General features: G+C 55.1%; 28 protein-coding genes. 6 read left to right on the top strand and 22 right to left on the bottom strand.

Going from position 1 to position 25,608, the window contains the following annotated elements:
* Positions 1 to 22: 22 nt before the first annotated feature.
* From ACO08I_RS04640 to ACO08I_RS04590, 11 genes are all read right to left on the bottom strand, one after another.
* A complete protein-coding gene (locus ACO08I_RS04640; RefSeq protein ID WP_421948641.1) occupies positions 23 to 2,182 on the bottom strand; it encodes a prolyl oligopeptidase family serine peptidase in 2,160 nt (719 codons plus the stop codon).
* A gap of 640 nt (positions 2,183 to 2,822) precedes the next feature.
* Positions 2,823 to 3,581: a D-Ala-D-Ala carboxypeptidase family metallohydrolase gene (locus tag ACO08I_RS04635; RefSeq protein WP_421948640.1), complete on the bottom strand. Its 759-nt coding sequence runs from the start codon at positions 3,579 to 3,581 to the stop codon at positions 2,823 to 2,825.
* Positions 3,574 to 4,062: a hypothetical protein gene (locus ACO08I_RS04630; RefSeq protein WP_421948639.1), complete on the bottom strand. Its 489-nt coding sequence runs from the start codon at positions 4,060 to 4,062 to the stop codon at positions 3,574 to 3,576. The genes ACO08I_RS04635 and ACO08I_RS04630 overlap by 8 nt, the downstream gene beginning before the upstream one ends.
* A 21-nt stretch (positions 4,063 to 4,083) precedes the next feature.
* On the bottom strand, positions 4,084 to 5,577 hold the full coding sequence (locus tag ACO08I_RS04625) for a hypothetical protein (RefSeq protein ID WP_421948638.1): 1,494 nt from the start codon (positions 5,575 to 5,577) through the stop codon (positions 4,084 to 4,086).
* Positions 5,578 to 5,610: 33 nt separating this feature from the next.
* The gene (locus ACO08I_RS04620) at positions 5,611 to 6,795 is read right to left on the bottom strand and encodes a hypothetical protein (RefSeq protein WP_421948637.1); all 1,185 of its coding nucleotides are present in this window, start codon (positions 6,793 to 6,795) and stop codon (positions 5,611 to 5,613) included.
* Positions 6,796 to 6,816: 21 nt separating this feature from the next.
* Positions 6,817 to 7,416 carry a hypothetical protein gene (locus ACO08I_RS04615; protein WP_282784702.1) on the bottom strand — a complete coding sequence of 200 codons (600 nt, stop codon included), beginning with the start codon at positions 7,414 to 7,416 and terminating at the stop codon, positions 6,817 to 6,819.
* 10 nt (positions 7,417 to 7,426) lie between these two features.
* On the bottom strand, positions 7,427 to 8,701 hold the full coding sequence (locus ACO08I_RS04610) for a hypothetical protein (RefSeq protein WP_421948636.1): 1,275 nt from the start codon (positions 8,699 to 8,701) through the stop codon (positions 7,427 to 7,429).
* A 3-nt stretch (positions 8,702 to 8,704) separates the two neighbouring features.
* Positions 8,705 to 8,893 carry a hypothetical protein gene (locus ACO08I_RS04605; protein WP_421948635.1) on the bottom strand — a complete coding sequence of 63 codons (189 nt, stop codon included), beginning with the start codon at positions 8,891 to 8,893 and terminating at the stop codon, positions 8,705 to 8,707.
* A gap of 28 nt (positions 8,894 to 8,921) precedes the next feature.
* Complete coding sequence (locus tag ACO08I_RS04600; protein ID WP_282784699.1) at positions 8,922 to 9,311, bottom strand: hypothetical protein; 390 nt, start codon at positions 9,309 to 9,311, stop codon at positions 8,922 to 8,924.
* A gap of 8 nt (positions 9,312 to 9,319) precedes the next feature.
* Positions 9,320 to 9,724, bottom strand: coding sequence for a hypothetical protein (locus ACO08I_RS04595; protein WP_421948634.1), 405 nt, complete (start codon positions 9,722 to 9,724; stop codon positions 9,320 to 9,322).
* 5 nt (positions 9,725 to 9,729) lie between these two features.
* Positions 9,730 to 10,008, bottom strand: coding sequence for a hypothetical protein (locus tag ACO08I_RS04590; protein WP_421948633.1), 279 nt, complete (start codon positions 10,006 to 10,008; stop codon positions 9,730 to 9,732).
* Between the two features lie 128 nt (positions 10,009 to 10,136).
* Between ACO08I_RS04590 and ACO08I_RS04585 the strand changes: the two genes are divergently transcribed.
* The gene (locus tag ACO08I_RS04585; protein ID WP_421947473.1) at positions 10,137 to 11,444 is read left to right on the top strand and encodes an IS1380 family transposase; all 1,308 of its coding nucleotides are present in this window, start codon (positions 10,137 to 10,139) and stop codon (positions 11,442 to 11,444) included.
* A 331-nt stretch (positions 11,445 to 11,775) separates the two neighbouring features.
* Here the strand turns inward: ACO08I_RS04585 and ACO08I_RS04580 are convergent, their stop codons facing one another.
* The 11 genes from ACO08I_RS04580 to ACO08I_RS04530 all read right to left on the bottom strand — a co-directional run bounded on the left by ACO08I_RS04580 (position 11,776) and on the right by ACO08I_RS04530 (position 17,085).
* Complete coding sequence (locus tag ACO08I_RS04580) at positions 11,776 to 11,928, bottom strand: hypothetical protein (protein ID WP_282784694.1); 153 nt, start codon at positions 11,926 to 11,928, stop codon at positions 11,776 to 11,778.
* A 10-nt stretch (positions 11,929 to 11,938) separates the two neighbouring features.
* On the bottom strand, positions 11,939 to 12,094 hold the full coding sequence (locus tag ACO08I_RS04575; protein WP_282784693.1) for a hypothetical protein: 156 nt from the start codon (positions 12,092 to 12,094) through the stop codon (positions 11,939 to 11,941).
* Between the two features lie 109 nt (positions 12,095 to 12,203).
* On the bottom strand, positions 12,204 to 12,707 hold the full coding sequence (locus ACO08I_RS04570) for a hypothetical protein (protein WP_421948632.1): 504 nt from the start codon (positions 12,705 to 12,707) through the stop codon (positions 12,204 to 12,206).
* The gene (locus ACO08I_RS04565; RefSeq protein WP_421948631.1) at positions 12,704 to 13,111 is read right to left on the bottom strand and encodes a hypothetical protein; all 408 of its coding nucleotides are present in this window, start codon (positions 13,109 to 13,111) and stop codon (positions 12,704 to 12,706) included. Before ACO08I_RS04565 ends, ACO08I_RS04570 begins: the two co-directional genes overlap by 4 nt.
* Before the next feature lie 10 nt (positions 13,112 to 13,121).
* Complete coding sequence (locus tag ACO08I_RS04560) at positions 13,122 to 13,328, bottom strand: hypothetical protein (RefSeq protein WP_421948630.1); 207 nt, start codon at positions 13,326 to 13,328, stop codon at positions 13,122 to 13,124.
* A 2-nt stretch (positions 13,329 to 13,330) separates the two neighbouring features.
* Positions 13,331 to 13,753, bottom strand: coding sequence for a hypothetical protein (locus tag ACO08I_RS04555; RefSeq protein WP_282784686.1), 423 nt, complete (start codon positions 13,751 to 13,753; stop codon positions 13,331 to 13,333).
* A gap of 45 nt (positions 13,754 to 13,798) precedes the next feature.
* Entirely contained in the window at positions 13,799 to 14,518 is a 720-nt protein-coding gene (locus ACO08I_RS04550; RefSeq protein WP_282784684.1) for a hypothetical protein, read from the bottom strand.
* A gap of 218 nt (positions 14,519 to 14,736) precedes the next feature.
* Complete coding sequence (locus tag ACO08I_RS04545) at positions 14,737 to 15,048, bottom strand: hypothetical protein (protein WP_282784683.1); 312 nt, start codon at positions 15,046 to 15,048, stop codon at positions 14,737 to 14,739.
* Positions 15,048 to 15,755 carry a hypothetical protein gene (locus ACO08I_RS04540; RefSeq protein WP_421948629.1) on the bottom strand — a complete coding sequence of 236 codons (708 nt, stop codon included), beginning with the start codon at positions 15,753 to 15,755 and terminating at the stop codon, positions 15,048 to 15,050. The genes ACO08I_RS04545 and ACO08I_RS04540 overlap by 1 nt, the downstream gene beginning before the upstream one ends.
* Positions 15,756 to 15,758: 3 nt before the next feature.
* Positions 15,759 to 16,499: a hypothetical protein gene (locus tag ACO08I_RS04535; RefSeq protein ID WP_421948628.1), complete on the bottom strand. Its 741-nt coding sequence runs from the start codon at positions 16,497 to 16,499 to the stop codon at positions 15,759 to 15,761.
* Positions 16,489 to 17,085 carry a hypothetical protein gene (locus ACO08I_RS04530; RefSeq protein ID WP_421948627.1) on the bottom strand — a complete coding sequence of 199 codons (597 nt, stop codon included), beginning with the start codon at positions 17,083 to 17,085 and terminating at the stop codon, positions 16,489 to 16,491. The genes ACO08I_RS04535 and ACO08I_RS04530 overlap by 11 nt, the downstream gene beginning before the upstream one ends.
* A 77-nt stretch (positions 17,086 to 17,162) precedes the next feature.
* Here ACO08I_RS04530 and ACO08I_RS04525 point away from each other — a divergent pair, with 77 nt between their 5' ends.
* From ACO08I_RS04525 to ACO08I_RS04505, 5 genes are all read left to right on the top strand, one after another.
* Positions 17,163 to 17,636, top strand: a complete 474-nt coding sequence (locus ACO08I_RS04525) for a hypothetical protein (RefSeq protein WP_282784678.1) — start codon at positions 17,163 to 17,165, stop codon at positions 17,634 to 17,636.
* Between the two features lie 30 nt (positions 17,637 to 17,666).
* Positions 17,667 to 18,128 (top strand): hypothetical protein, encoded by a 462-nt coding sequence (locus tag ACO08I_RS04520; RefSeq protein ID WP_282784676.1) that lies wholly within the window; start codon positions 17,667 to 17,669, stop codon positions 18,126 to 18,128.
* Between the two features lie 377 nt (positions 18,129 to 18,505).
* Positions 18,506 to 19,543 carry a hypothetical protein gene (locus tag ACO08I_RS04515; RefSeq protein WP_282784674.1) on the top strand — a complete coding sequence of 346 codons (1,038 nt, stop codon included), beginning with the start codon at positions 18,506 to 18,508 and terminating at the stop codon, positions 19,541 to 19,543.
* The gene (locus tag ACO08I_RS04510) at positions 19,540 to 20,505 is read left to right on the top strand and encodes an AAA family ATPase (RefSeq protein ID WP_421948626.1); all 966 of its coding nucleotides are present in this window, start codon (positions 19,540 to 19,542) and stop codon (positions 20,503 to 20,505) included. Before ACO08I_RS04515 ends, ACO08I_RS04510 begins: the two co-directional genes overlap by 4 nt.
* Positions 20,506 to 20,531: 26 nt before the next feature.
* The gene (locus tag ACO08I_RS04505; RefSeq protein ID WP_421948625.1) at positions 20,532 to 25,529 is read left to right on the top strand and encodes an SUMF1/EgtB/PvdO family nonheme iron enzyme; all 4,998 of its coding nucleotides are present in this window, start codon (positions 20,532 to 20,534) and stop codon (positions 25,527 to 25,529) included.
* The last annotated feature ends 79 nt before the right edge of the window (positions 25,530 to 25,608 follow it).

Genomic DNA, 25,608 nt, shown 5'->3' with positions numbered 1-25,608 from the left:
CCGGGGAAGGCTACACCAACCTCTACTCAGATGGCACAGCCAGGTGCCGGTCAAAGTATTCGATGATCTTGCCAAACAGGTAGCGATCGTAGTTCCGTTCACGGCTCCATCCATGCGTCGCACCCGGTGCAAACGCAAAGTCGAAGTCCTTGCCTTGTTTAATCAGCTCTTCCGCTAACGCGGCTGTGGTCTTGAAGGGAACCACATGGTCCTGCATGCCGTGGATGAACAGGAGTTTATCCTCCAGATTCGCTGCATAGTTGACTGCTTTTCTTTCGAAAATCTCCGGGTGGGTCTGTGGGGTACGAACGATCGCAACGTCGTCCGTGCCGAAGAACGCCGGGTCAACCGCCGCCGCTGCCGCAACACCTACCTGGAATAAGCCCGGCTTCATCAATAATGAATAAACGGAGAGGGTGCCACCGTAACTGCTGCCCCAGATGCCGATGCGGTCGGGGTCGACATAATCCTGTGACTCCATGTAGGCAACGGCACTGGCATAATCCTCAATGTCCTGGCCGGCAAAGCCCAGCAGGAATTCTTCCCGGAATGCCCGGCCATAACCGTTGCTGCCACGTGAATCCACCTGCACAATAACATATCCCTTCTTAGCCAATAGCTGCTGTACGAGGCTGTAGTTGCCGGCCCAGCGGTTCCTCGCTGTATTCGAATACACGGGCCCAAACAGCACCGGATATTGCTTACCGGGCTGCATGTTGGCAGGCTTGAGAATCCGCGCATGCAGGGTATAGTCATCCACAAGACTGGGAAAGCTGACGTATTCCGCAGCCGCCCAGGTCCGCTCCGTGAAGGCGGGCAAGGGCGAGTGGGTTATTCGCGTAGCGTCGCCACCTTCGCTGCTTACCACGTAAAGCTCGGGCGGTGAGGTGTCGTTGCTGTGCATGAACACCAGGTGCCGCCCATCCGGTGAGGGGTAGCCATCGTTGCGGCCGGGAAGACGCGTCACTTGCTCGCGATCGCCACCGGACAGATTCAGGCGGTACACGTGTTGTTCGTACGGATTAACGCCGTTGCCTGCATAAAACAGGGCATCACCAGCAACACTTGGACCGGACAGCACATCGTAGGACGGATCAGTCAGGAGCTGCGGACGATCTCTGGACGGTGAGGCATCGATGGTATAAAGGCCGTAGCGATCGCCCATATCGCTTAAAAATACGACCTGCTTTCCATCCGGATGCCAGGCAGACCCAAATGAGGTGTACATACGGCTCTCCCGAACTCCCCGCCAAATCTCACGCACCTGGCTTTCTCCGGGTGCAACGACAAACAGCTTACGTTCAACCGCCGTGTCGGATGCAATATCCACCAGCAGCGTACCGTCCGGTGACCAGTTGAAGTCGATGACCTGATTGGCCTGCGGGTCTGGCAAGTCGAGGTACGTAATGTTACCGCTTTCCACATCGAGCAGGCCCACCCTTCGAATCTCGTTTGGATCGCCCGGGTAACCCCGGCGGACCTCATTGGGATTGGTTTCGGAAGCGAGGTAATCCGGGAAGGGCACCTTTCGCATCTCGCGCCGGTCAACGACATGAATCGCGATGGTCTTGCCATCCGGGGACCACTTGTACGTTGGCCCGCTCCAGATGCCCGGGCCGATTTCACGTTCCGGCCGGCTGTAACGCCCTTTCGGTAAGTTCGAAAGACTGGCGATGCCGATCTCGGTGAGCTGTCGATTCTGCTTGGAGGTGAAGTCCGCAAGCCACAGGTCACCGTTGCTGATATATGCCGCCTGTTTGCCGTTTGGCGATATCGACAGGTTATGTGCACCTGCCTCGACGGGCATCAACTGGATATCCTCACCCTGGCTCAGCGATGTTAGCCATAGGTGGCCACCTCGCAGGCTAACGATGGTGTTCGCATCGGCCCAGGCTACATCGCGCACGGACGCGGAGGCCGTATCGGAACGGAGGCGCACTTCCTTCCCATCGCTTGTAGATACCCAGAGCCCACGCCCGGGATTTCCAGGCTCACTCCAGGAAAAGGCGAAGTGCCCGCTGTTCGGTGCCCACGCAGGCCGGGACGGAGTTGTTCCCGTCAGTTTTGGCGTTGCGAACAGGTCATCAAGCGTGAGCTCACCTTCCTGTGCTGTGCCTGCTGCGTGCATCGCCATCAGTAAGCCGGCTGCTACCCATGTTTTCCAAAAAGAGATCTGTTGCATGTGTTTGCTTTTAGTAGGTGAGGCAATCTCATTTCATCATTACGGGAAAACTTCTCTGCATCTCCCATCAGTCTATGCACTTCTGTATGTGGCAGAGGGTTCAATACTGCGTCTGAAAGAGAAGCACCTCCGATCCAGTTTTGACTCGTACGAAACTGACCTGGAATCTTGTGTTTTCTCGAACTCCTTGCAGTAGCACTTTATGAGCCATTCTGATTAATCAAAACGATAGCTTTTGAAAGTCCCTTGACTTATGTAATTGCCGGCTTTAAAATTCTCCATGGCAACTTTAGTAAAGGTTACGCAATTTAAAGAAAACCGTTCGAAACTTAATTAAGCCGAGGCGTACATTAAGAAAACGCAGGGATCCTTAAATAGCTGACTGCAGTTTTTAAGTGTATACCTGGAGTAAACGAGAGTTGATAATCAAAGAGTTGTACCTGTCTGTTGTGCCATCAGGCTGACGGAGGAAGCTTGTGGGTAGCTATTTTGTATGTCTCGAATGTAAATAGAACCAAAAGCCTAAGGGTTATAACCTAAAGGCTGGCTATCCTATGCGCATGGGTAAGGCCATGAAGCATTTGAGCCGTAAGTTGGGAGGAGAGGCGCTCCGCGCTAATCTGGCAACTGGCGGAGCCATCTAATTAGACTGAAACAAACCAAAATACCGGTAACTCAAATAACCCACAGTAGTGAGGGCCCCAATGACTAAGGCTATGGTCCGGATATGCCGGGACTGAATGTCTCTGCCGCGGTCCTCCGCATTGCCGAGCTCGGCAAACATACCGCGTATTTCTCCGGCGGTGACGAGGATGGTATCGAGTACAACATTGGTTGGGCTAAGGTTGAGGTTGCGCAGGGTTTTCATGCTGTTCCAGCGGCTGTAGAGCTGGCCCTGGTGGCGGCGGGTCCGCTTGGCGGCGAATACGGGGTAGAGCTCGCTTTGTACGCAGTCGAGGTGAAGGAAGGTGTCGTAGCTGCCGAACCCGCGTATGCCCATTTCCCACAACTCCTGAAAGACGGGGCCTTTGTTGTCGAAGTCGTCGCGCAGCTCGATGTAGATGGTGTTGACTTCGCGCTTGCTGCCGATAAACTGGAAGTCGATGGCTTGCGCAAGCATGTGGGGGGAGTGTGTGGCAGCTCCCACTACGCCCGGCCCGCTGGGGATGTAGTTGCGATAGGTGCTGGTGATGCGGATGGGCATTCCGAACCTGGTGCGCAGGTACTGCACCGCGTCAATGACTTTGATGGCAAGAGGGTGGGCGGGCAGGCCCGTTTTGGGGTTGTAGAACTCGCCTACGGTGAAGTTCTCCCGCAGCATCTGACTGGAGCTGGACACCATAGCATAGCTCGTGGTCTCCGCTGCTGCCTGAGGGAGGTAAGTCTGTATGTTACTCATGGCTTTTTACCTTGTTTCGGATTTGCATGGCAATGAAAACGGCGCCTATGGAAAAGAGCACTGCAGTAACTGCGGCAATGATGGCGGGCCAGTTGATTTCACCGTTCTGAGCTTTGTCGAGCCGCTTCTCCAGCTTGCGGACCTGCCGGTGCAGGATGTTGATTTCTTCCGTTTCCGGATTAGCCGGGCCGTCCTCGGGCTGCTCCTCTTCGGTCACCTGAGGTTCGTCCGGATAAGCCGCCGTTTGGGCGCTGTCGAGTTGTGCCTGCTGCAGTTTGTGCCGGGTGTACAAGTCAGAATAAGCGGCCATCACTTTTTCGTAGTGAAGCCCGAAAAACTCTCCTTTGTCCAGCTTCGTTTCTCCTTCCGGGAGGTTCCTTTCGTAGGCCTCGTACATCTCGCGGAGCTCCTTAATGGTGGCGGGGTGCATCTTGATCATCCCCAGGTTTTTCATGCTTAGCTGATCTTCATTCTTTTTCATAAAAGTTGCTTTTATCGCAATTTACGATTTTTCCGGGACACCGCCATTGCCGGAGTCCCGCACCGTCTGGCTGGGCAGCGTATAGCCCTGAGTGGTGGCATAATCCAGTACCGCCTGATAATCGGCATCATAGCCCGGGCCGCCACCGCCGCAGGAAGACGGGCAGCTGCCGCCGCAGTCCACGCCGGTTTCGTCCCCGTTCTGTACGCCGTCCGAGCAGGTCGGTACGCCAATCAGGCTATTGCCCAGGCTGCCATACGTCCAGTAGTACTGCCCATCGTACCAGAAGTCCTGGATCAGGCTGCTTTTCAGGTTGATGCTGCCGATGGGCATGCTGTCCAGGACATACAGGAACTCGTCCGGGAAGGTCACCGTGTCGTTGAGCCCGACTTCGGTAAACATCAGGGAATACTCCGCTGCCACGCCGGATGCAGGGCTGGAGGGCACGACCTCCCAGCGGTCGCGGGTGCCCATATTGACTTTGAACAGCCCCTCTTCCTGCCCGCCGAAGTCGTAGCGCAAGGTGAGGCTGTCGTTGGGGACCTGCACGGCCGGGTAGCCGCTGCCACCGCCCGGCGTGACCGTAGCAAATTCTAAGGCAGTGCCGCCTGCGTTGACGCGCACATACTTGCTGCCCTCCCCGCTCAGGGAAGCGGGCGTATCGCTCAGCCCGGTGAAGGCGCTGGCCCCGCCACCGGCTACGGCAGCAAATTCCAGCCCGTTTTCTGTGGCATTTACGCGCACATACTGCCCGCTCTGCCCCGTATAACTGCCCGGCGTATCCGACAGGGCGGCAAAAGAAGTATTGCCGCCCGTGCCGGAGTCCGTGATCAAATAGCCGTTGGCATCAAAGGCCAGGTAACCGGCGGCGGTGCCGGTGAATGCCGTGCTGGACGTGTACTGGTTGAGCCGGGCCTGCCCGCTGGCGAGCAGCTCCAGTTTGACCGTAGCGTCGGTGCCGAACTTCAGCTTGCCGGCCGCCAGGTTGTTGATGAATGAAAAGTCATTGTCTGAACTGCTCAGATAGCCCACCCGCCCCAGCAGGCTCGTATTGCGCCCCCGGTAGAACTCCAGCAGGGGCGTCGCGCACTGATCGGTACTGCAGCTGTCGCTGAGGCGCATCGTCATATTCGGGCTGTACAAATGGAAGCTCGCGCCAATGGTCGTGCTGCTGAAATCCCCAATGCCAATACTGCCCCGGTGGTAGTTATTGGAGGTATTGTCGGCAGCCAGGCTGGTAGAGTTTTGTACCTGCCAGATACCGCCGCCGCTGCCGGAAGGGGCATAGACCTCCCACCGGCTGCCCATGGGCGCTGTAGCGTCATAGACGTACACCACGCTGTTGACGGTGTCAAAAGCGATAGAGCAGCCGTATTCCTGGTTCTGCGTCTGCATGCTCAGGATGTTGTCGGGGTCGCCGGTGGTCTTGCACACCCCAGCGCCCCCGGCCAGGGCCTGCCCTTTTACCTGGAGGGCCGAAAAGCAGGCCAGCAGAACGAAGGCATAAAACTTCATGGATGAGTGTTGCCCGGTTACAAAATAGGTTTGTTAGAATGCGCGGCGCACCTTGGTGCCGGCCGGCAGCCCCATGGTATTGCCCGCCGAGGTGTAGAAGTACTCCCCGATGGCTACGCCCTGCACGCCCGCATCGGCATGGTCATCGGCTTCCACCGCCGCGAATTCGGTATTGATGATATTGGCGCCGTTACTGCCGTTGGAAGTGATCTGTATACCGTCCCCTTCAATGAAGCTAACGGTGCCCCCGTCAATGGCGTCCACGTCTGAAAGGCTTACTGCTGCGGTGCCCGTAGCCACGCCGATCGAGATGGTCTGTGCCTCGTTATTGGCATCGCCATCAATGGTCACGGTGCCCCCATCGGTCAGGCTCAGGTCGTTGCCGGAGATGGACAGGTCCTGTGTATCGGTATTGTCCAGGTAGGCGCTCAGGTCGACCGGGGTGGCATCCTGAGTCAGGCTCAGGGTGTTGCCGGCCAGGCTGAGGTCCTGCACCTCGTCCGTAGCATTCGAGGGGCTGCTGTTGGTGATCGTAAAGTTGGGGTACGTGCCGGATACGCTGATGCCGGTGCCCCCGGTAACGCCCACTGTTTGGTCGGGCGCGGTGTTGGTGATCTGTATATTACCGGACCCGTCATCGGCGATGTCAATAGCGGTGCCTTCCACCACGTCTACGCTGCCGCCCCCGTCGCTGAGGGTGAAGCGCCCGGTCGCCCCATCGGGGAAGGTGTTGGACAGCGTCTGCAGCTCGTCCGTGCCGTTGGAAGTAGCGGTGTTGGTAATGGTGAAGTTGCCGTTGCCGTCATCGGTAATGCTGATGCCCGTACCGGCAGTTACCCCCTGCACGGGGGCGATGTCGATAATCGGTACAGAGATGTCCCCGATGTCGGTATCGGTCTTTTCATCGTACAGGTCAAAGACCAGGTCGGTACCGGATACCCGTGGGTTGTCCAGGCGGGTGTCGGTATCCACCACATCAGACAAGGGCACGGCGGTCCACCGGTTGCCCGAGGCCGCTGTGGAGTCATAGAGGTAGAGGGCCTGATTGGTATTGTCCCAGGCCATCACGCACTCGTAGCGCGCGTCCTGCTGCTGCATGGAAGGGATGTTGTCCGGGTCGCCGTCGACCACGCAGACCCCGGAACCGCCGGTAATGCTTTGGGCAAAAGCCGCCTGTGCGAAAAGCAGTAGCGCGGCGATGTAAAATAGCTGTTTCATAGTATGTTGATGTTTAGAAGATTATTGTGTCCGGATGATGAGGGTGCCCCAGGGCATGCCCATGGTGTTCCCGAGGCTGGCTTTGTATGGTGCGCCTAAAGGGACACCTCCGTTGCCGGCCTCAATATGATTGATGTAAAAGCCATATATGGTGGCTGCGGCCAGGTTGGCCAGCACTTGGTCCAGCTTGAGCCAGTTGGAGCTTTCTAAAGAGGCTTTGATGATTTGCGAAAGGCCATTCTGGTTATCCGGAGTGAATAAATCAAATCCGAAGTTTGGGGTCGTTTTCGTGATTTGCCCTTTCCCGAATGGCGCAGGGCAATCGCCGCCCACGCAATCGGCAGTGATGTTGGTGAGAAAGAAACTCTGCACATTTATGGCCGTTACAACGTATTTATTCTTGTTGCCGTCGATAATCACATGCCCGACTTTAATATCCGTTGCGGAGTATTCGCTGCCCTGGTCCGTGAAAAAAATGTCGAAGGTATAGGTATCTGAATCGGCTGCCGTCACGTCACCAAACGTGCAGGTGCCAGCCATTTCCGCGTACAGCGTGTCTACCTGGGCAAGCAGGGGTAGCCCGGACAAGAGTGCCAATAATAGCAAGGTATATTTTTGCATCTCACCAGCGTTAAAATTCACCAATGACCGTCCAGTCGCCCCCAAACCCATTCAGCCCGCTAATAACGGACGTAGTGGCCCCGCCGCCAATGCCTGCATTAGGACAGGTGACATTCCAGCCCGCCCCCTGCACATCAAGCTGTTGGTTCAAAGTCGTAGTGCGCTCCACAAGGGTGATGTCAGGGATGACGGCATCGGCTTGTGAGGTATTAAAAGTTACACCTAACCACTGCACGGTAATATTCATGTCGCCACCGGCAGTCAAAAAGGAGTTGTTGCCATTCCACCGGAACCAGTCGAGCATAGTACCGGCCGGGACTGTGATGGTCCAGTTGCCTGCGCTGCCGGAAAGGGTAGGGGCGGTGCCGGTGTATTTGACCATAATAGTTGCCCCCCCACCGCTGATGGCTGCAATCGTTGGTGCGCTGCCACCGCCTCCGGTTGCATAATCTTGAAAGCTGGGCGTACCGCTATTCCAGACCATGACTTTCTGGCCTGGCCCGGGCGTGGCGTTGGGCCATTCGTATTTCCCGCCAAAGAAGGAAATCCCGGAGTCACTGGACAGGTCCAGGGGCTGCGTCGTTTGCAAGATGGCGCTGTCCTGGCTGAAGACGAAGCGCGAGGTATCTGCCAATGCCTTGCGGGTAAACTCCATGCTAACGGGAGACACATTGACAATGGAAGGATAGGAGTTGTCGATAGCAGAATGGCGTATGGTAGTGGCCCCGGCCAGGGTGGTGTAGACCTCTGCCTTGTTGCCCAATGTATAATTGGTGGACCGCATCATATTCGTAGCTGGCCCAATGAAGATCTGCCCCTGATTGCCGCCAATGGTATCCGTAGCGGCAATGAACTGCCCCTGCAGATCGGTGATGCGATAGTTTAAAAAAGATTCCCAGTCCAGGTCGAACCGCACACCATTGACGGTCGTATGCCGTTCCATATCCCCGCCCAACTCTATGTCTGTCGCTGAGGAGGCATCCCAATCGTTCAGCCCATTGGAGGCAGATGCAGCGCTGCCTCCCGCATTGATGGTTACGGTATTGCCATTGGTGTCGGTGAAGGTGTAGGTGCCATCCCCGTTATCCACGAGCCCGATATTGTCGATGGCGGTACCGATCGCGCCGAGGAGGGTTTGGATATCGGTGCCGCTCGGGTAGGCGGTGCCGTTGATGCTGATGGGCACGGTTGTTTCTACTGTGCCGGCATTGACGTTGACGGCAAAGACATCCTGATCGGTGGTGATGGCGAGGTCATTGCCGTTGTAGGTGAAAGCCGTCACCACATCTCAGCCGGTGCCCACTGGCAAGCTGTATGCCGGGACGATTTGGAAGTCGCCTGCGCCATCCGACAGCATCACATAGTTTGAGCCGGGTGCCTTAATGATGTTCTTATGCGGCTTGATCCGGTTTTCCTGAGCCAGGCTCAAGGTGGTGCCCAGCAGTAGGGCCGCAAGGGTGAAAAGTAGCTTATTCATCGTCTGGAGAGTATTTGCTGAGGGATAATTAGGCTGACCGTGGAAAGCGGACACTGATGCGGTCATTGGCTTTAGCTCCTGTGAACTCGATTGCGTCAGGTGTGGACCCTGCATTACGGACGGGGATCCAATGAGCGCCGATATGGCTGGACAAGCCATTGACTTCCACAAAAATCTGGTCGTCATCATCGGGCAGTTTGCCGTTGTTTTCTGTCAGTGGGATGGTTAGCGTCGTACCCGAAAAGTCGGGGGCGATAAAAGCCTCCCATTCCGGACCGACCAGGTAGGTGAGTTCCGAAGGGTGGATCCTAACGACTTTCCCATCGCTGGTTTCGAGGATCAGCCAGGCCGAATTGTCCACGGCTACTGCCGGGTCATCGAGCTGTGAGGGTTTTTTGCCTGTGATAATGCAAGCCATGCGGTTCGTTATATGAAGATCAGATAATGGTCGTCATCGACTTTGATGAACTCGTTGTTGTGGGTCATTACGGCATCGGTATAGCCCACCACTTCTTCCACGCTTTCGTACCCGGCGCAATCGGTGACTTTCATGCTCACCGTTTTGTTGTGGCTGATGTTGAAACCCGGCCCGAAGGCAGCTTCCACAGTCAGGGCCCCGCCGGGGTTTACTTCAGTTGTAATGCCGCTGCTGCCATCCACCGCCAGATAGAAAGTGTCTGAAATGGCGTTGAAGGCTGCGATACTGCCCGAAACCCTGACCGTGCCGGTATGCCCATCCACGTCCGTAAAGGTGAAGACGGCCTGCGCATTATCCGTGCCTGTGCAGTTGGGAAAAGCAGGCTTGCAATCTTGTAAGCTGATCAGGATCATAGCATTCAGTTTACCGGCACAAAGCCGAAGCGCGGAGTAGGGATGGTGCGGCAGTCCTCGTCAAGTGCCAGGAAGCCGTTGTTGGAGGCCTGCACGCAAACCACATCGCCGTTCTGCAGTGTGCTGGTGAATGGAATCTGATTGTTGCCGGTATTGATCTCAGCCGGTGTGGTTTCTATGGGCACGCCATTGCGTTTGATGGCTGCCCGGACCTCAGTGCCCAGGCTCCCTGTGGCATCCACCGTGCCTGTGCCCGTATCTAATCCGGCAATAACCGCATCCAAAGGGTCATCATCTGGTGGCCAGGTCCGCGAAAACCCGGATTATTCACGGCAAGGCATAAAAAAAGGGTATAAGTTCTTATATTAGAGTTGCTTAGGCTTTAAAAAATATAAAAACTCCATACCCAAAAATGAGTAATAAAAATACGGCTTTTTATCAGAATAAAAAACAATACACCTTCGATTTTTCGGGCCAGGAAACCAGCTCAGATGGAGGCTTTAGCCTTCTGTACAAACTGGCGAGAAGATCAAAATTGATCAAAGCGTTCAGTGAGCAGGTCCCCGACCGGCGCGACCCTGAGCTGATCACTTACAGTGTTGAAGAGCTGATAATGCAACGGGTAATGCTGCTGGCTTGCGGTTACGAAGATTGTAATGATGTAGATTACCTCAGGGAAGACCCCTTGCTGAAAGCTCTAATGGATAACGGCTTGTGTTCTCAACCAACGCTGAGCCGCCTGGAAAACAGCCTGAACATGGGCGCCGTGTACCGGCTGGCTGAGTGGTGGGTTGACCGGTATGTGGCTAGTTTGCCCACTGATAAAGAGTATGTGATCATTGATGTGGATTGTACCGACGACCCTACCCATGGAGATCAGCAGGGCAGTTTGTTTCACGGCTACTACTGGCAGTGGATGCTCAATGAGCTGTTTTATATAGATGGGGAAACGGGGCAAATCATCCTGCCGGTATTGCGCCCCGGCAACGTACACTCCAATAAATGGAATGACAGGTTTTTGCGGGTAATCGCCAGGAAAATCCGCCAGCGCTTTGGGGATATTCAAATTATCGTCCGGGCTGATGGCGGGTTTTCCTGCCCTGGTTTTTATGAGGTAGTGGAGGAGCAAGACCTTGATTTTTGCATTGGCCTTACATCTAACCCCCGCCTGAAAGCGGCGGTCCGGAAATCTTATGACCGGGTCAATAAGCACTATGGGCAAAAGGGGGCCCGGCATCAAAAGTTTGTAGGGCCCTTCAGTTACCAGGCTGATTCCTGGGATAACCCTCAGCAAGTATATGCCAAAATTGAATCGACGGGCAAAGGCATGAATCTGCGTTTTATCGTTAGCAACTTTGCCGACGACGATGCCGAAGAGCTATACAAAGATTTTTATGTGCAACGCGGAGAGGCCTCTGAAAACCGGATCAAGGAAGTGAAGAACATGTGTTTTTCAGACCGGCTCAGTTGCCATCGTTTCAGTGCCAACTTCTTCCGGCTAATGCTGTCGTGCCTGGCTTATGAGTTGTTGCGCAATTTACGGGGACTGATCCGGAAAACGGCTCATGCCAAAGCCTGGGCCTGGTCGGTACAGTCTATCCGGCTATATCTGCTAAAAGTAGCTGCCCAGGTTCATGAAACGGTTCGCAGGATACACATTCGTTTTTCGCGAGCCTTTTCCCAACAGAACCTGTTCCGAGAAGTAATGATGCAGTGTTAGTGGCTCGCCAGCCAGGTGTCAACAAGGAGGGGGTTTTTTCTACAGGGGCAAGCCCTGGAGGGAAGGCTATGCCCTTGGCTCATCATTTTCGGCTTTTTTCCGGCAAAATGAGAAAAAATTCTTGGCGAAGAAAAATTAATTCTATTCCGACCGGGAGCCAAGGAGTAGTTTTGATAAAATCAGCGCGGCATGGAGTTAAAATTTAATTTCAACTCCATGCCGTGAATAATCCGGGAAAAGCGGCTGCATGAAACTAGCGATAGCATAACAGCAAAGATTTGTCCCAGCCGGCCTATTGGCAGCGGCGGTATCCGTTTCCAAAAAAGCACCCTTAGCTAATCGTCCGGCTGATCAGTACGCCCGACACAATGCCGAGGATAATGCCAGCAGCGATCAGTGCGCCTACAGCCAGCCCGAAATAATTGGCTGATTGCCGGTCCAGGCTCACTTCGACGCCGTATTGAGTGGGGATGATGTCATTCATAGTGTATGGCTTATGCTGCTGCCTGATCGTTCACCGGCAGGCTCCCTTCCGCCATAAGCTTTCTCAGCTTACGCTCTTGGAAGTAGTCGACGATGAGGCCGGCCGTGACGGTTGCCACGACGGTGACCAAAGCCAGGGCAGCGTAATGTTTCCAGGAATTTTTCATGATCGCGGGTCAAATATTACGATGATATAATGTTTGATGAGGGCGGCTGCCAGCGAGGCAACCAGGCTTATCACCAAAAACTTCTTTTCTTGTTCGGTCAGTGGCAGCATCAGGATTCAATTCGTTCGAGCTGTGTTTCCAGTAAATCGCCGTAGTCGGTGCCGACGCTCCCGAACACCATGCACCCGGAATCCCAGGTTTTGCGCATGGCTTCCCGTATGGTCCTGCCGTGGGCGGCTTCATAGGCGAAGTTGAGGGCCCGGAGCTGGTTCAGGTTCAGGGCACTGATGCGGCGGTAGGTGTCGCAACGCTTGCTGATGCCGAAGCCAAACAGGTAGGTTGCGGTGAGCACATCGTGCAGTTCAGACACCCAGGGCTCCACATCAAAATTAGTCACCGGCCCATCGCCCGGCTGGAAGTTGATGTCTTCCACGTCAAAGCGGATGGGCGGCTCGTTTTTTGAGCTTAGCCCCAGCGACTTGCCAACTGCCCTTACCAGAAAGTAAAGGGCCAGCAAGACCAGGATAGCCACCACGCCAATCACTACCGGTTTCACCCAGGGGGGGCGCCCATGGAAAAACTGAGGATAGTCGTATGGCATTAGCGGGCTCATGCAATCGCGTTATTGTCGCAAGCCAGCTCCCCAATCAGTACGTCCCAGTGGGGCAGGGCTACGGTAGCGGCATAGGTTTTGATCTCCTGCTCGTAGAACTTCGCGCGGTTCTCGTTTGGGTAGACGTCGATTGCTTTGAAAAAGCCCCCCACGATGCTGCCGTTCCGCTGGCTGTCCCCCTTGAGGAACTGTTGGGCCATGCGGTTGAGGTCGCCGCTGGGGATGGCATCGGGGTTCCAGGGACCGAAGCGTTCCCGGTTTACCCGCACGCAGGGCATATTGCCCATAGCGCCCGGCCGGCCGGGATCTACCTTGTTTTGCCGTTGTTGCAGGACATAGCCCGCCACGCCCAGGAGTACCAGGATAGCCACGATCAGGAGGGTTGCTTTTGCAAATTTGCTCATCGTGCCAGCGCTAGTTGAGGTAAGCCATGGCGCGGTCGACGTTGAACTTGTCGGTCTCCGTCTTCATGTCCGTGAGCTTACTGTTTGGGGCTTCTTCGCCTATTGCCGGCCTGGAGCCGCCGCTGGCTTTCTTTTTTCTGAAAAAATAGTAGCCCAGCGCCAACGCTGCGATGATGGCCGTACCAATGATGATTTGCATTTTATACTTCCTTAGCATAATCAGATTTTTTTGATCAGAGCGATGATCAGGACAATCATGAAGACCAGGCCCATAGCTACTGCCACATCCGGCAGGGGCCAGCCCAGCACTTTCATTTGCGCAAGCGGGCCGCCGGTATAGCGTTCCGGCGCACCGGCCCGTTGCAGTTCCTGTTGCAGTGCCATCCGGTTGCCATTTTGGACATGGTACTCAAGCAGGTAGTCCGCCTGATCGCCAGACAGGTCGATGGGCACGTCCAGTATTTGCAGGGCAAAGTCGGTACCATCCTCATCCGGCAGTTCTGCCACCCGTTGGTGGATGACCATCTTCAGGTCTTCAGGCGAGTACTCCCCGTCATTCCGAATAAGCCCCAATGCTGCCAGCTTATCGCTGACAGCGAAGGGATTATTCAAAAGGATAGCGTCAATAATTCCTGCGTCCATTACACTCGCTCGGTTGAAAAATAAGTGTGTTCCGTTTGGGGCGGCTTAGTCGCGCGCCCGGCCGATCATCCAGAAAGTAAGGATGATGTGCAGCCCGTGGTAGGCGTAAAACTCCAGGGCGGTCTCCCGGTCGAATCGCGCTTTGCGGTCGGTCAGCGGGATCACCCGTACGTCCCGGTCAAAGTTGCCGGGGTCGTTGAAGTTGGACACCTCCAGCTCGCTTGAGATCTGGTCCCGGGTATTCAGGACATGGTAGTTCATTTTCTCCTGAAACTGCAGTTGTGCAGAGGCGGCAGCACCGGCAGTGGCGGCGATGTCCATTTTAATCCCTGCGAAGAGGTAGGTCCAGCCGCAGAGCCCGCCGACCCATGAAGGGTAACGGTTGTTGGAGGGAGAGCCGATGTAAACGGTGCCCGCCGGGTACTTGGAGGCAATGCCGTTGGCTGCGGAGAAGTAGTTGCCCTCATCAAAGAGGATGATCCGCTCCTTGGTCAGGGTATTGCCCTGTCCTGTGAGGTCGATGTGCACGGTTACGGATTCCTCCACCGCCAGGCCATTCGGTATGGAAGTGGGGACTACAGGCTGCCCGGTCGGCACCTGCATGTTCACATTCGCGCCACGTTCAGGAGTGACCACCTTGGATTGGGATGCGCCCTGCGCACCGAGACGAGAGGCGACACCAGGCGCAACGCTGCGCGCCACATAGCCCGAGGCTTGTTTTTTGCGCATGTCCTGCTCCAGTGCCCGCTTGAGCATGTTATTCATCTTGGATGATGTTTTAGTTTTCGATAGCTTTTGTTGGCTTGAATCAGTTTCAAATCTACGGCAACGGCCAGGGGGCAAAATCATGTTGAGCAGTATGGGGACGATAGCGCACGATTGGCAACGTGTGGCGCCGTTTTTGTGTGGGCCAGGGCATAAAAAAACCGGCCAGCCTGTGGCTGTACCGGTCCAAATGTTGCAAGTACGAAAATGACGTTGGCCTATTCGGCCCAGCAGAATTTCAGTTCGATATCCTCCCCGGCCCGTTTGAGAATGGTTTCGATAATCGTGCGGGCTATTTCGGTAGTGACCTGTGTGCGGTGCAGGTATGGCTGATAGGTTTCCCAAAACCCCTCACAGGTGGCTTTGAGCAGTTGTATCTCGCTGTTCCAATGGCTGCGCCGTTCCAGGTTCAGGGCCTGCCTGATTTCGGTTTTGTAAACAAAGCTGCCATTGCAGCGCACCTCCAACAGGCGTTTGGGCTTGCTTTGACCGGGGGGCGTAGGCTGAAAGGTTGAGTTTTTAGGTTCCATCACACATCGATTATTTCATGATACTGTACCCATTTATTGGTCTCCGGGGCTGCCAGTACCCGCTCATAGGCTTTCCATAGCTGTTCGGCACAGCTGTAGCGCCGGAACTGCCGGTATTCCAGCTCGCTCTCGCCGGTTTTGAAGAGGATGATTTTGGCAATCATATCGCCACGGATAAAAAAGAGGGGCACCCGCATGATCTGATGGCAGACGAAGAACACCTCCAGCCCGTAGTTCCGGTGGTTGTTCACGATATCAATCTGCCAGTCCGGCGGATTGGCCCGTACGTAGGTGGTCCACTCATCGAAGACCACCATGCCGTTGCGGAAGTGAGCCGCCAGCATTTCATGCATGTGCTGAATTTCACGCCCCTTGCGGCACACGTAGCGCAGGGCGCCCTTTTTCCAAACCGGCTGCCCTTTTTTATCCTTGAGGGTGAGCAGTTCCAGCGGGTCTTCCAGGTCGAGCTCCAGTTTCTGGCACGCCTGCTCCACGGTAGGGAGGTGGCGAAATGCCCGGCTGGAGCTCATGTCATGGATGAAAGCCCGGGGATAGACACCATCGCTGTAGGTATTGGCAAAGGATTGCAGGTATTCTTCCACCAGGTCAATCAGCAGGGTCGATTTGCCCTGCCCTTTACCGCCGATGAGCAGATAGGACCGATAATCTCTGGCACCTGTTTTCTTCCGGTTGGCTCTCGTTCCCATAGGTTACACTTCGATTCCTGCCTTGCGGACCACCGACCAGTCGATGGTATCGAGGTCCGGTTTCGTCATTCGGGCTTCCACCAGGCTACCCACGGCGTTAGCCTCATTGATGAGCAAGGAGCCGATTACCGCCCACTTCGTGATATTCGCCTGCCCCCGCAGCGCCCGCTTGCGGAGCTCCAGCTCGACCAGTTTGGCCAGGGTTTCCCGTTGTTTGTCCTTCCAGGCGAGGCGGTCGAGGAAATCATGGCGCATTTGCTCATGCTTTTCGACATAACCCCATAGCTGTTCCAAGAGCTCCTGCTCCGCTGCAGACCGGTTGTTTTTCATGGAAAGCTGCCGGGTGATCCGCCTGATGGTTTTCAGGTCACTGCCGCTGACCGTCCGGCTGTACAGAAAAGAGTAAATCAGGTGGCGGGCCCCTTCAAAAGCGACAAGGACCAGTTCGGCATTGAGCTCCTGCTCGGCTTTCACATCGCATGCCGGTACTGCCTCCGCAGGCGGGTCTTCCTTATTGGCAGCAGCCTCCTTTTCCTGCGCTTCTATGGCTTCTTCCTCCTGTTGCAGGTCCTCCGGCACATGGCCCAGCATTTCATCCAGCGGGTCCACCTCCGGTTCATCGCCCACTTCCTCGTAGTCGGTCTGTTCCCCGATTGGTTCAGGTTCAAAGGAAGGCTTTGTGATTTCGTCCTCGCTCACCGGTTTGGGCAGCTCTTTAGGCTTGCCGAAAAAGCTATGCTTCATCTTTATCGATTTCCAGGCTGTTGAGTGGTGGTATGATCTCGTGTTTTTCGAGCACCCGGAGCCCCGGTGTCAGCTGATCCCCCAGTTCTCCGAAGTTGTCCGTGATGTTGTGCAGATTTTTGCGGATAGCCGCAATGACGCTCACGATGATATTGCCGGTGGCGAGGTCTTCCTCCTTCGATTCCGATTGCTGAAAGTGGAACGCCTTCATTACCCCTGAGATCAGCCGGGAGCCCTTCATAGCCCCCTTATGTGCCATCCCCTTTTTGACGGCCTCCACCACGAACCCGAAGCGGCTGTAAATACCATACAAGCCTTTGAGAAGGATATCACGTTCTTCGCGCACCTCCAGCAGCGCCTTTTCCAGGGTGCGGTAATTTTGCTCCAGCTGTTCGGTATAGTCGGCCTGTCTCTGCAGGTAATCGGCATCGATGATGTACACCTGCTGTTCGTTCAACAATTTGAGAGCAGAGCCCCGTTTGCCCGCCTCGAAAGCCCGGAGAAAAGCCTCCACCGGCTCCGATGCCGTTGGGTTGTGCTCGTGGCTGGGTGGCCCGGTTTTTGCCTCTTGTTCGGTTGTTGCCATAAGATTTGTTGTTACTCTTCACAAAAATTGCTATTTTCGCAACAAGTCACAACCTCCTTACTAAGGGTAAAAAATTTATGGGGGTACTGAAAAGACTGCAAGAGCGGGGCATTATCCGCAAGCGCGTACGCGACATCCGCTTTCTACACGTTACGACCACTTACCATGCCCAGCGGCACCGGCGGGGCACCTTTGTCTTTGAGACCATTCTCAAGTACACGGATGAAGACGGGGAGATCCGTGGTTATGAAACCATCGTCAACTTCCAGCCGGACGACCGCCGGTACTACCTGCACCATCTTTTTCTTACCGAAGAAGCCGACCGCGCCCAGGCGATAAAGGAGGCCCTCAGAGCGGCGAAGGAAACGCAGGGCTACAACCGGCTCAGTGATGAAAGCCTGCTGGACGCTGAGGGGATGCATGATATCAGGTCCACCTTTGTGCAGGCGCTCAACGACATAGAGCTTTGGGTGGAAAACCGCAACGGCTACCCCTTTAAAAAGCTCAAACACTTCGGCCGTTTCTGGCTGAACCTGCAACGATCTGTCTAATCAATTTTTCTCACCAAATACAATTTAGCAATGGATAAACAATCGAAAGCGAAGCTGGAAGTCATCGCCAGGCGCCGCAACGAACTGGCCGGCGAGCGCGAGCAGCTCTCCAAGATCACCAGAGAGGAACAAGACCTGGAGTACCAGGAATTCAAGATCAAGATGGGCTACACCGAATCGCTGGGCGATCAGGCCAAAGCCCTGGAAACAGAGGCGGTCGGCCACAAAGACCTGCGCCTCACCGTAGAATTCGGTGATCAGCAGATCGAGATCGACATGAGCCGGTCGACCACTGAGAAGGTAGCAGACCTCAGCAATATTTCCGAAAAGGTGATCCGCGACCTCGCCATGTATCAGCGGCAGCTTGGCAATGGCTTCCGGATGTTGCACACGAGCGGCAACGTGGTCATGCAAACCCGCTACAACGAAGAAAAACGGAAGGCCGAACAAGCGCGCATCCGTGCCGAGGCTAAGCAAACGGCTGAGGGGTAGGGGGGCGTTTCGAAGAACATTGGGAAGCCTGGGTATGGGAGTGCCCGGGCTTCTTTTGTTTGGTCTGGTGAATGAAAGAGTGGGCGCTATATTTCTCCTGATTTCGAGCTTCTGGTGTTCGCTTTGGGATGTGAGATGATTTGCAGGGGCTTGGGCTTTGGTTGGGCTGCTGTGGCTGGGAGGGCCACCATTTATTCTTTTTATTGTGACATTGAATAAACCGTATCGGTTACTAACGGGCTGTTCGTTAGTATCCGTTTTCCGGAGATTTTGGAAAGGAGTAATCACTTCTGAAAACGAAGCTTTCCCTGAAACATTCAGCCATTGTTTGAGAAAATTATATATTTACTCAAAATATGCCCCGGTAGAGGTAAACTATGAGCTACAAGCAGGAAGAAATAGATGGTCTGGAACGGCGTTGCAAAATTATGCAACGTAAGATCTCCCTGCTTGAAGAAGAGCTTATCCTTGCTATTGATGCCAGTGCGAAGTTCAAAATTGAGCACGAACTGAATGAGTTAAAGCCTAAGCTGGCTGCTGCCAAACGAGAGCTGGAAGACTTGCTTACCGCGAAGTCTTCTGTTGAAAAATCCTCTTCTAAAAAGCCCGCGGCGAAGTTGCATGACCATCACCGGCTTACTTGCGACCGGAAGGAGCAGAATACGCAGTTCAAGGGGATCGAGTATGCACAGGAACATCAGGTGAACTTCCTCTATATCTATGGCTTTGACCGGCATGAGCACGAGGCGCTGGTCGAACGCTTTGCCTATGAGCTGCGTGGCGTGATGAAGGATTATCTTGACCCTAACCTCCGTGCACGTTGTAAAGTAGAGCAGGCAGAGACCATCTATCTGGAACTCAATGACAATATTGAAGCCTACAAAATAGAGGTGCTTTCCCAGCTGTTCACCGTCTTTGGTGTCGATACCCATACCTGCGGCCCAATGCTGCAACGTGACCTGAAGTACCTCTGGCAGCACAGTGCCCGGTTGCAAAGCCTGCAGGCTCAGGATTACGTCTGCTGCTACCTGATGATCCCTGAAATGGATTGGAATAAGGAAATTACCCCACAGGTGGTGACTTGGTTTATTGATGAATTTTGTGGTTCTACTCTCCCGCCAGAGGCCCCCGGATTCTTTTTCTTTTTTGGTATTGAGTTCGAAGAAGAGGACAGTGAGGTGAAAGGTGAAGTAAAAACGGCTATCCGGGCCGGTGGCCGCCGAGTACAAATTCTTCCGGAGTTGAACAGCCTTGGAGAAAAAGACCTCAAGCAGTGGTTTAACCGCTACAAAAAACAACTTCCTCGCCGCACGAAGTATACGGACTACTTCAAAACAGAGGATATTTATTATATGGATGACGTTGTGGTCGAGCTGCAGCGACTGATTGACACGATAAACCACCCCACATCATGAAAATACTGAACCGAAAGTTTTCCCGTACCGCCTTCGACCCGGAAGGGTATATCCTGCAGGATGGCCTGCGCAGTGCTGTTGAAGTGGCCATTGCCCTCGGTCAGCCGCTGTTGCTTACCGGGGAGCCGGGGACAGGCAAAACCCTGCTGGCTTCTAAAATTGCACATGAGCTGAGCAAAGCACCTGATAGTACCTTTCGCTCAAAGCCGCTGGTGTTCAACACCAAGACGACTTCCACCGCCCGTGACTTGTTTTATACCTATGATGCAGTCTCTCATTTCCAAACAGCCAATATCAAGCGGCAGGATAATGAAGCGGCTCCCGGTACAGCTGATTTTATTGAATTGCAGGCGCTGGGGCGGGCTATTGCAGGTACCAACCCAGGAGCTGTAGATACCAGTAAATTCAAGACTGCATTGCCGGAAAAGCCGGAAAGTGCGGTGGTGCTGGTCGATGAGATTGACAAAGCGCCCCGTGACTTTACCAACGATATCCTCAACGAGATTGAGGCATATACCTTCCGGATTAAGGAGCAGGACAACTATGAGGTATCCGCAGGCGCTTCTGAACAGGTGGTCGTTATCATGACGTCTAACTCGGAGAAAAACCTGCCTGATGCTTTCCTGCGGCGCTGTGTCTTTTTTCATATTGAGTTCCCCAAATCGGATAAGCTGTTACAGATTGCGCAGTCCCAATTGAGTGGAAGTACGGGCTACACAGAGGAGGCGCTAAAAGACCTGATCCGCATCTTTGAGCAGATCCGGGGGGCTGCTGTGCGCAAATCGCCAGCCACAGCTGAATTGATTGCCTGGCTGCGTATTCTGGAATTGCAAAAATATATGGAGCAAGGTCGTAAAAAACAGCAGGAAATGCTGCTCCACAACCTCTCTGTATTGGTGAAAACCAAGGAAGACCTGGAAGCGGTGCAGTCCTATTTAAAGGAACAGCTTACCACATCATAAACTAATTCCCCAGATCAAAACGTCTTTTGAACCAACTACCACCAAATACCAATCCACTACCCCTTGAATCCCTGATTCAGCGGCTGGAAGCTTCGGGCTACCAGATAAGCCCCCGGCAGCGCCTGCAACTGTGGCGGATTTTGGAGCAGTTTGGTGCGAAGGAGCTAAATCGGGTGGATCAGCTCAAATACCGGATGGCACCGGTGCTGGTGACCAATGCGGAGGAGCAACAGGCTTTTTATGCCCTATTCGATCAGTTCCTGGAAGAAAGCCGGAAATACGAGCCGCCCCCTGTACCTGAACCCCCGCCCCGATGGTGGGAAAGATTGTCCCGTAGTGCCTGGGTTGCCTTGCTTGGAGCGTTGTTGCTACTCGCAGGAGGAGGGCTGTGGTACGTGCTTTCCAACAGAGCGGAGCAGGCGCCCCGGCTGCTCAAGGTGAGCCACGATCCTGTGATTACGCTGGGGGAACCCTTCCGTGCGGACAATCAAAGTGGGGGATACGATACAACAACGACCCGGTTCAGGTGGGAATTACAGGATGCCGTTACTGGCAGTGTAGAGAACAGGTATGACGATCCGGTCCGCTGGATATTCCGAATAGATACCATTAGCGGCAGTTACAACAAAAAGCTGTTGTTGATTGCAGCGGCAGAAGAAAATCAGGATACCTTTTCCGCATCGGTCAGAGTGGTGTGCGCTACCCCTCCGGATGCCAGCTTTGAAGTGCCGGAGAGTGCTTCGGTACAGGAGCGTCTCCGGTTCCGTCCTGTTGCTGCCGAGCAGGAAGGCTACCGGTACGAGTGGAAATTTGGGGACGGTACCGAAGCGGAGGGCTACACTGTGCAGCACCGGTATGAAAAAGCTGGTGGGTACACTGTCCGTTTGCGTATTGTCGATGACCGTACTCAAGCCTTTTGTGAAAGCACCGCTCAACAAGACCTGTCGGTGGGCAAGCTAAACGCATTTCTGGCTTATCTGCCGGTACAGAAGGATGAGCGGGTGCCAATGGGGCTACATTTTTCGAAAGGCACCTGGTGGGCACTGTTGACCATCCTTGTCCTGGCGGTTTGGTTTTGGGGCCGGTGGTTATTCCAGAAACCACCACCACCACCGGCTCCTGAGGAAAAGTCAGCGGCATTGAAAGCCCGTTTTGCACATGCTGATCAGCCTCCGTACGAAATCCCGTTCCGGGCACAGGACGAGCTCCTGCGCCCGGGGCCAGAGCTGTATCGGCTGGCCCGTATTCTGCGGCTGCGGCAGGAGGGCGTCAGGCAGGAACTGGATTTACCGGCCACTATTCAGCAGACGATCGAAGGCGGCGGCTTTCCGGCCGTGCAATTCCGTCGTACCACAGTTCCGCCCAACTATCTTTTCCTGATTGATGAGCAAGCGCCTAACAGCCATCAGGCACAGTTGTACCGATACCTGCTCGATTTTCTGAAGGAGCAGGACGTACATGTGGCGGCATTTTGGTACAATAAACTCCCCGATCGTTTCTGGAATGCCCATCATCCCAATGGGCTGCGCCTGGAGCAACTGCAGCGTTTGTACCCGCACCACCGCTTGCTGGTGCTCGGAAATGCCCATGCTTTGCTCGATCCCACAGCTGAAGAGGAGCACCGGGTACGCCCCGAGCTGTCGGGCACCTACCGCCGCTGGAAAAGCCGGTTGCTGCTCACGCCGTTGTCTGCCAATGACTGGACTTACCGGGAAGCGGTCCTCTACGACCTGATGGCGGTCTTCCCAAGCGATACCGCAGGGGTACAAGCTGCGATGGCTTACCTGGAAGAAGACCACGATGAGGAAGACGAACGCGCCATGCCTGGTTTCAACCAATGGCAGACTGCTCACAATCAGCCGCCCCTGCCTCCGGAAACCAACTACCGCCGCTGGAACCGCTTATCGACCTACAAAGCTTACTTCGCTGATCACCCTGAAGTATTCACCTGGTTCAAAGCCGCGCTGGTTTACCCGCAGCCCACCTGGCCGCTGACGCTGGCTATAGGCAAAGCCATAGGCGCACCGGTCACCTTCGACAATATGCTGCTGCTGTCCCGCCTGCCGGTACTACAGGGGCATCCCATTCAGCCCCGTCTGCGCCTGAAGTTGCTGGCCGACCTGGATAAGGAGACGGAGCGCAAAGCCCGGGCTGCTCTGGCTGAAGAGCTGGAAGCTGTAGCTCCTGCGGTAGAAGGCGGGCACGCCAGTTATAAGCTTCAGGTGCAGCTGGCCATGCAAAACTTCCTGACAGCCCCGGATGATGCCACCAATAAAGAGGCGCTCTTCCACTTGCTGGAGGGGCACGCCCTGAATAAGCAACAGCAGGCAGAACTGGAAGAAGCGCTGTCTCGTGCTACCGGCCGTACGCAACAGCTGAGCACCTTCCTGCAAAAACCATCGAGAGAAGACCGTAAGCCACGACTGGGGCGGCGCCTGCTGAATGCTGATTTCTACCGGGCGCTAACCACCACCTCCCTGCTATTGCTACTGGGAGCGATGGTCGGCACCTTTGACGGCTATGTGGACCGTAGTGGTACGGAAGGGTCCGTCTACAATCCTTTCTGGGAGCAGCGCCCGCAGCCTGATAGTGCTCTGATTTACCACAACCGGGCGGTCGTGGCCTGGGACAGCCTGCGGGGAGGAGAAGAGCTGCCAGCTGCGCAAGACCTGGAGTCTCTGCTGGCTGACTTCCGCCGGGCCAGTGGTCTGCGCGGAGGCAACTACCCCCTTGCTGCCTCCAACACAAGCATTACCCTTTACCATCAGGGTTTGTTGGATTACCATCGTTTTTTGCAGGAAGGGGACGAAGTGTGGTTGGGTACCGCTGCCGCTTTCTTTGAGCAGGTAGATACCCTGCCCGCTGCCCGGCATGCGCTGGGGCTGATTGATTTCTACCGTGAGGACCGTGCTGCTGCCCGGCGGGCTCTTAACGCATTACCTGCCGGTTTCTTTGAAGACTGGTCACTGGAGCCGAACCTGCTGACGCTGCTGTCCCCACAAAACGAATACGGCATACCGCTTGCCGAATGCCTTACACCTCCGGAGTTGGAGTGGTTGAACGGCACAGACCTCTGTCGTGGGGACACCCTGCGCTTGCGGATCGTGCCCGCCGGGCAAGCCATTGAGGAGTACTTCGTACGATGGGGGGACGGGGAGGTAGATACCCTGTCGCAGGCAGACACCATCGGGCACCGGTACGAGGTCGGCGGCGGGCAGCTGGAGGTAGAGGTGTTGTCCTTTGGGCGATGTGGCAAAGGGCAGCGTGGTTATCAGAAGCGGTCGCAGCTCATAACGCTAAGTGTACCCCCCCGCATTCTATCTGGCGGTTTTGACTCCATTACCGTTTGCCCGCCCTACCGCTTTGCCCCACGCCCGGACGTACAGGGCGCCGCAGACTACTCCTGGGATTTTGGGAACGGGCAGCAAAGCCGGCAGCGACAGCCTACAGTGACTTACACTAAGCCCGGCACCTATACCGTGCAGCTCCGGGTAGCGAATAGATGTGGAACGGACGAAGCCATCTGGCAAAATACCGTAACTATACAACCCCCTGCCGCCTGCACGGATGAAGATAAGCTTCTCCTCTTTGAAGACAGATCCACCGGTCTGTACGGCTATCGCGACATACGCGGGGAGGTCGTCCTGACCGCCCGGTACAACCTCGCCAGCGAATTTGATGACAATGACGAAGCCGAAGTCGCCAAAAACGGCCGCCTCTTCCGCATTGACCCCACCGGGCGCTGTGTGGGCGGGGACTGCCCGCTGCGCCGATATCGCGGACGTGTTATGGGTAGCCTCTCTGAGGAGCCCCTGGCGAATACGCCCCTGCGTATCCCGAATCTCCCGGAGCCTTCCCTGGAGACCGACGCGCAGGGATACTACACCTTTGAGCTGTCGGAAGACACTTCCCCTGCCAACTGGCAGGCACAGGTGATGAGCGGAGATGGCCCGATTGGGAGTTTCCAGTTGCAAATTGCCGATGCGGAAGCAGATCCGGTGGCGCTTGTCACCCATACATTCCAACAAACCGTATTGAACGACGATCCTAATGAAGCCGATACCGACGGCGACGGCATCCCCAACACCTCCGACCGCTGCCCGGAAGAAGCCGGCCCCGAAGCTCTGCGTGGCTGCCCCGATACCGATGGTGACGGTATACCGGATATTGATGACCGTTGCCCGGAGGAGGCTGGGGTGGAGGCAAGACAAGGATGCCCACCTCCGTCCGACGAAGCCACGGAGGGCGAAGTCGGACTGGAGATGGTGCGGGTGCCGGGCGGTACCTTTACCATGGGCTGCGCGAGCGCCGAGCGGGATGGGGATTGCGGTGATAATGAACGACCCGCTCACAAAGTGACCGTGGGTGCATTTTATATGAGTGTGCACGAGGTAACAGTAGGGCAATACCTCGCATTTGTCGAAGAAACGGGAGCAAATCACCCTGAATGGTTGGAGCCCGGAAATGACTATAATGTAGAAACTGGCTCTGATGATTATTATAAGTCAAAAGGTTACAGCCGAGAGGCAGTCAATCTGCCGATCGTAGGAGTATCTTGGAACAATGCTGTTGCTTATGCAGACTGGCTGAGCCAAAAAACGGGTCAAAATTACCGCCTGCCCACCGAGGCAGAGTGGGAATACGCGGCACGGGGCGGGGAAGCAGGTGCGAAGGATGAGTTTTTATACAGCGGCAGTGATGATATTGACGTGGTAGCTTGGTATGGTGACAATAGCGGTGGCCGTACGCACGAGGTGGGGCAGAAGCAGCCCAATCAGTTGGGGCTGCATGATATGAGTGGGAATGTGTGGGAGTGGGTAGGGGATTGCTGGCATGAGGATTATAAGGGAGCGCCGGAGTATGGGAGTGCCTGGCTGGAAGATGATGGCGGCGAATGCGGTCGTCGGGTGCTCCGCGGCGGTTCCTGGGTCTACTTCACTGGGATCACCCGCGTTGCAAGTCGCAGCGGGTACGATCCTTCGTTTCGGTACTACGACGGCGGGTTCCGTCTTGCCCGGGACTAAGTTACCCTTTTCTCTTTTATTCTTTTTCTTCTATCCGGCGAAGCCGGATTTTCAAAATTTTTGTAAATTTGAATGGGCG

The sequence above is a fragment of the Phaeodactylibacter xiamenensis genome, assembly GCF_965229835.1.
GTDB classification, from domain to species: domain Bacteria; phylum Bacteroidota; class Bacteroidia; order Chitinophagales; family Saprospiraceae; genus Phaeodactylibacter; species Phaeodactylibacter xiamenensis.
The sequence above is the reverse complement of the archived record's forward strand: the minus strand, read 5'-3'. Positions and strand labels throughout refer to the sequence as shown.

Excerpts from the sequence above, each read along its gene's own strand:
- ACO08I_RS04640 (WP_421948641.1), bottom strand. The coding sequence starts at position 2,182 with ATGCAACAGATCTCTTTTTGGAAAACATGGGTAGCAGCCGGCTTACTG.
- ACO08I_RS04635 (WP_421948640.1), bottom strand. The coding sequence starts at position 3,581 with ATGAGTAACATACAGACTTACCTCCCTCAGGCAGCAGCGGAGACCACG.
- ACO08I_RS04630 (WP_421948639.1), bottom strand. The coding sequence starts at position 4,062 with ATGAAAAAGAATGAAGATCAGCTAAGCATGAAAAACCTGGGGATGATC.
- ACO08I_RS04625 (WP_421948638.1), bottom strand. The coding sequence starts at position 5,577 with ATGAAGTTTTATGCCTTCGTTCTGCTGGCCTGCTTTTCGGCCCTCCAG.
- ACO08I_RS04620 (WP_421948637.1), bottom strand. The coding sequence starts at position 6,795 with ATGAAACAGCTATTTTACATCGCCGCGCTACTGCTTTTCGCACAGGCG.
- ACO08I_RS04615 (WP_282784702.1), bottom strand. The coding sequence starts at position 7,416 with ATGCAAAAATATACCTTGCTATTATTGGCACTCTTGTCCGGGCTACCC.
- ACO08I_RS04605 (WP_421948635.1), bottom strand. The coding sequence starts at position 8,893 with ATGAATAAGCTACTTTTCACCCTTGCGGCCCTACTGCTGGGCACCACC.
- ACO08I_RS04600 (WP_282784699.1), bottom strand. The coding sequence starts at position 9,311 with ATGGCTTGCATTATCACAGGCAAAAAACCCTCACAGCTCGATGACCCG.
- ACO08I_RS04595 (WP_421948634.1), bottom strand. The coding sequence starts at position 9,724 with ATGATCCTGATCAGCTTACAAGATTGCAAGCCTGCTTTTCCCAACTGC.
- ACO08I_RS04585 (WP_421947473.1), top strand. The coding sequence starts at position 10,137 with ATGAGTAATAAAAATACGGCTTTTTATCAGAATAAAAAACAATACACC.
- ACO08I_RS04580 (WP_282784694.1), bottom strand. The coding sequence starts at position 11,928 with ATGAATGACATCATCCCCACTCAATACGGCGTCGAAGTGAGCCTGGAC.
- ACO08I_RS04575 (WP_282784693.1), bottom strand. The coding sequence starts at position 12,094 with ATGAAAAATTCCTGGAAACATTACGCTGCCCTGGCTTTGGTCACCGTC.
- ACO08I_RS04570 (WP_421948632.1), bottom strand. The coding sequence starts at position 12,707 with ATGAGCCCGCTAATGCCATACGACTATCCTCAGTTTTTCCATGGGCGC.
- ACO08I_RS04565 (WP_421948631.1), bottom strand. The coding sequence starts at position 13,111 with ATGAGCAAATTTGCAAAAGCAACCCTCCTGATCGTGGCTATCCTGGTA.
- ACO08I_RS04560 (WP_421948630.1), bottom strand. The coding sequence starts at position 13,328 with ATGCTAAGGAAGTATAAAATGCAAATCATCATTGGTACGGCCATCATC.
- ACO08I_RS04555 (WP_282784686.1), bottom strand. The coding sequence starts at position 13,753 with ATGGACGCAGGAATTATTGACGCTATCCTTTTGAATAATCCCTTCGCT.
- ACO08I_RS04550 (WP_282784684.1), bottom strand. The coding sequence starts at position 14,518 with ATGAATAACATGCTCAAGCGGGCACTGGAGCAGGACATGCGCAAAAAA.
- ACO08I_RS04545 (WP_282784683.1), bottom strand. The coding sequence starts at position 15,048 with ATGGAACCTAAAAACTCAACCTTTCAGCCTACGCCCCCCGGTCAAAGC.
- ACO08I_RS04540 (WP_421948629.1), bottom strand. The coding sequence starts at position 15,755 with ATGGGAACGAGAGCCAACCGGAAGAAAACAGGTGCCAGAGATTATCGG.
- ACO08I_RS04535 (WP_421948628.1), bottom strand. The coding sequence starts at position 16,499 with ATGAAGCATAGCTTTTTCGGCAAGCCTAAAGAGCTGCCCAAACCGGTG.
- ACO08I_RS04530 (WP_421948627.1), bottom strand. The coding sequence starts at position 17,085 with ATGGCAACAACCGAACAAGAGGCAAAAACCGGGCCACCCAGCCACGAG.
- ACO08I_RS04525 (WP_282784678.1), top strand. The coding sequence starts at position 17,163 with ATGGGGGTACTGAAAAGACTGCAAGAGCGGGGCATTATCCGCAAGCGC.
- ACO08I_RS04520 (WP_282784676.1), top strand. The coding sequence starts at position 17,667 with ATGGATAAACAATCGAAAGCGAAGCTGGAAGTCATCGCCAGGCGCCGC.
- ACO08I_RS04515 (WP_282784674.1), top strand. The coding sequence starts at position 18,506 with ATGAGCTACAAGCAGGAAGAAATAGATGGTCTGGAACGGCGTTGCAAA.
- ACO08I_RS04510 (WP_421948626.1), top strand. The coding sequence starts at position 19,540 with ATGAAAATACTGAACCGAAAGTTTTCCCGTACCGCCTTCGACCCGGAA.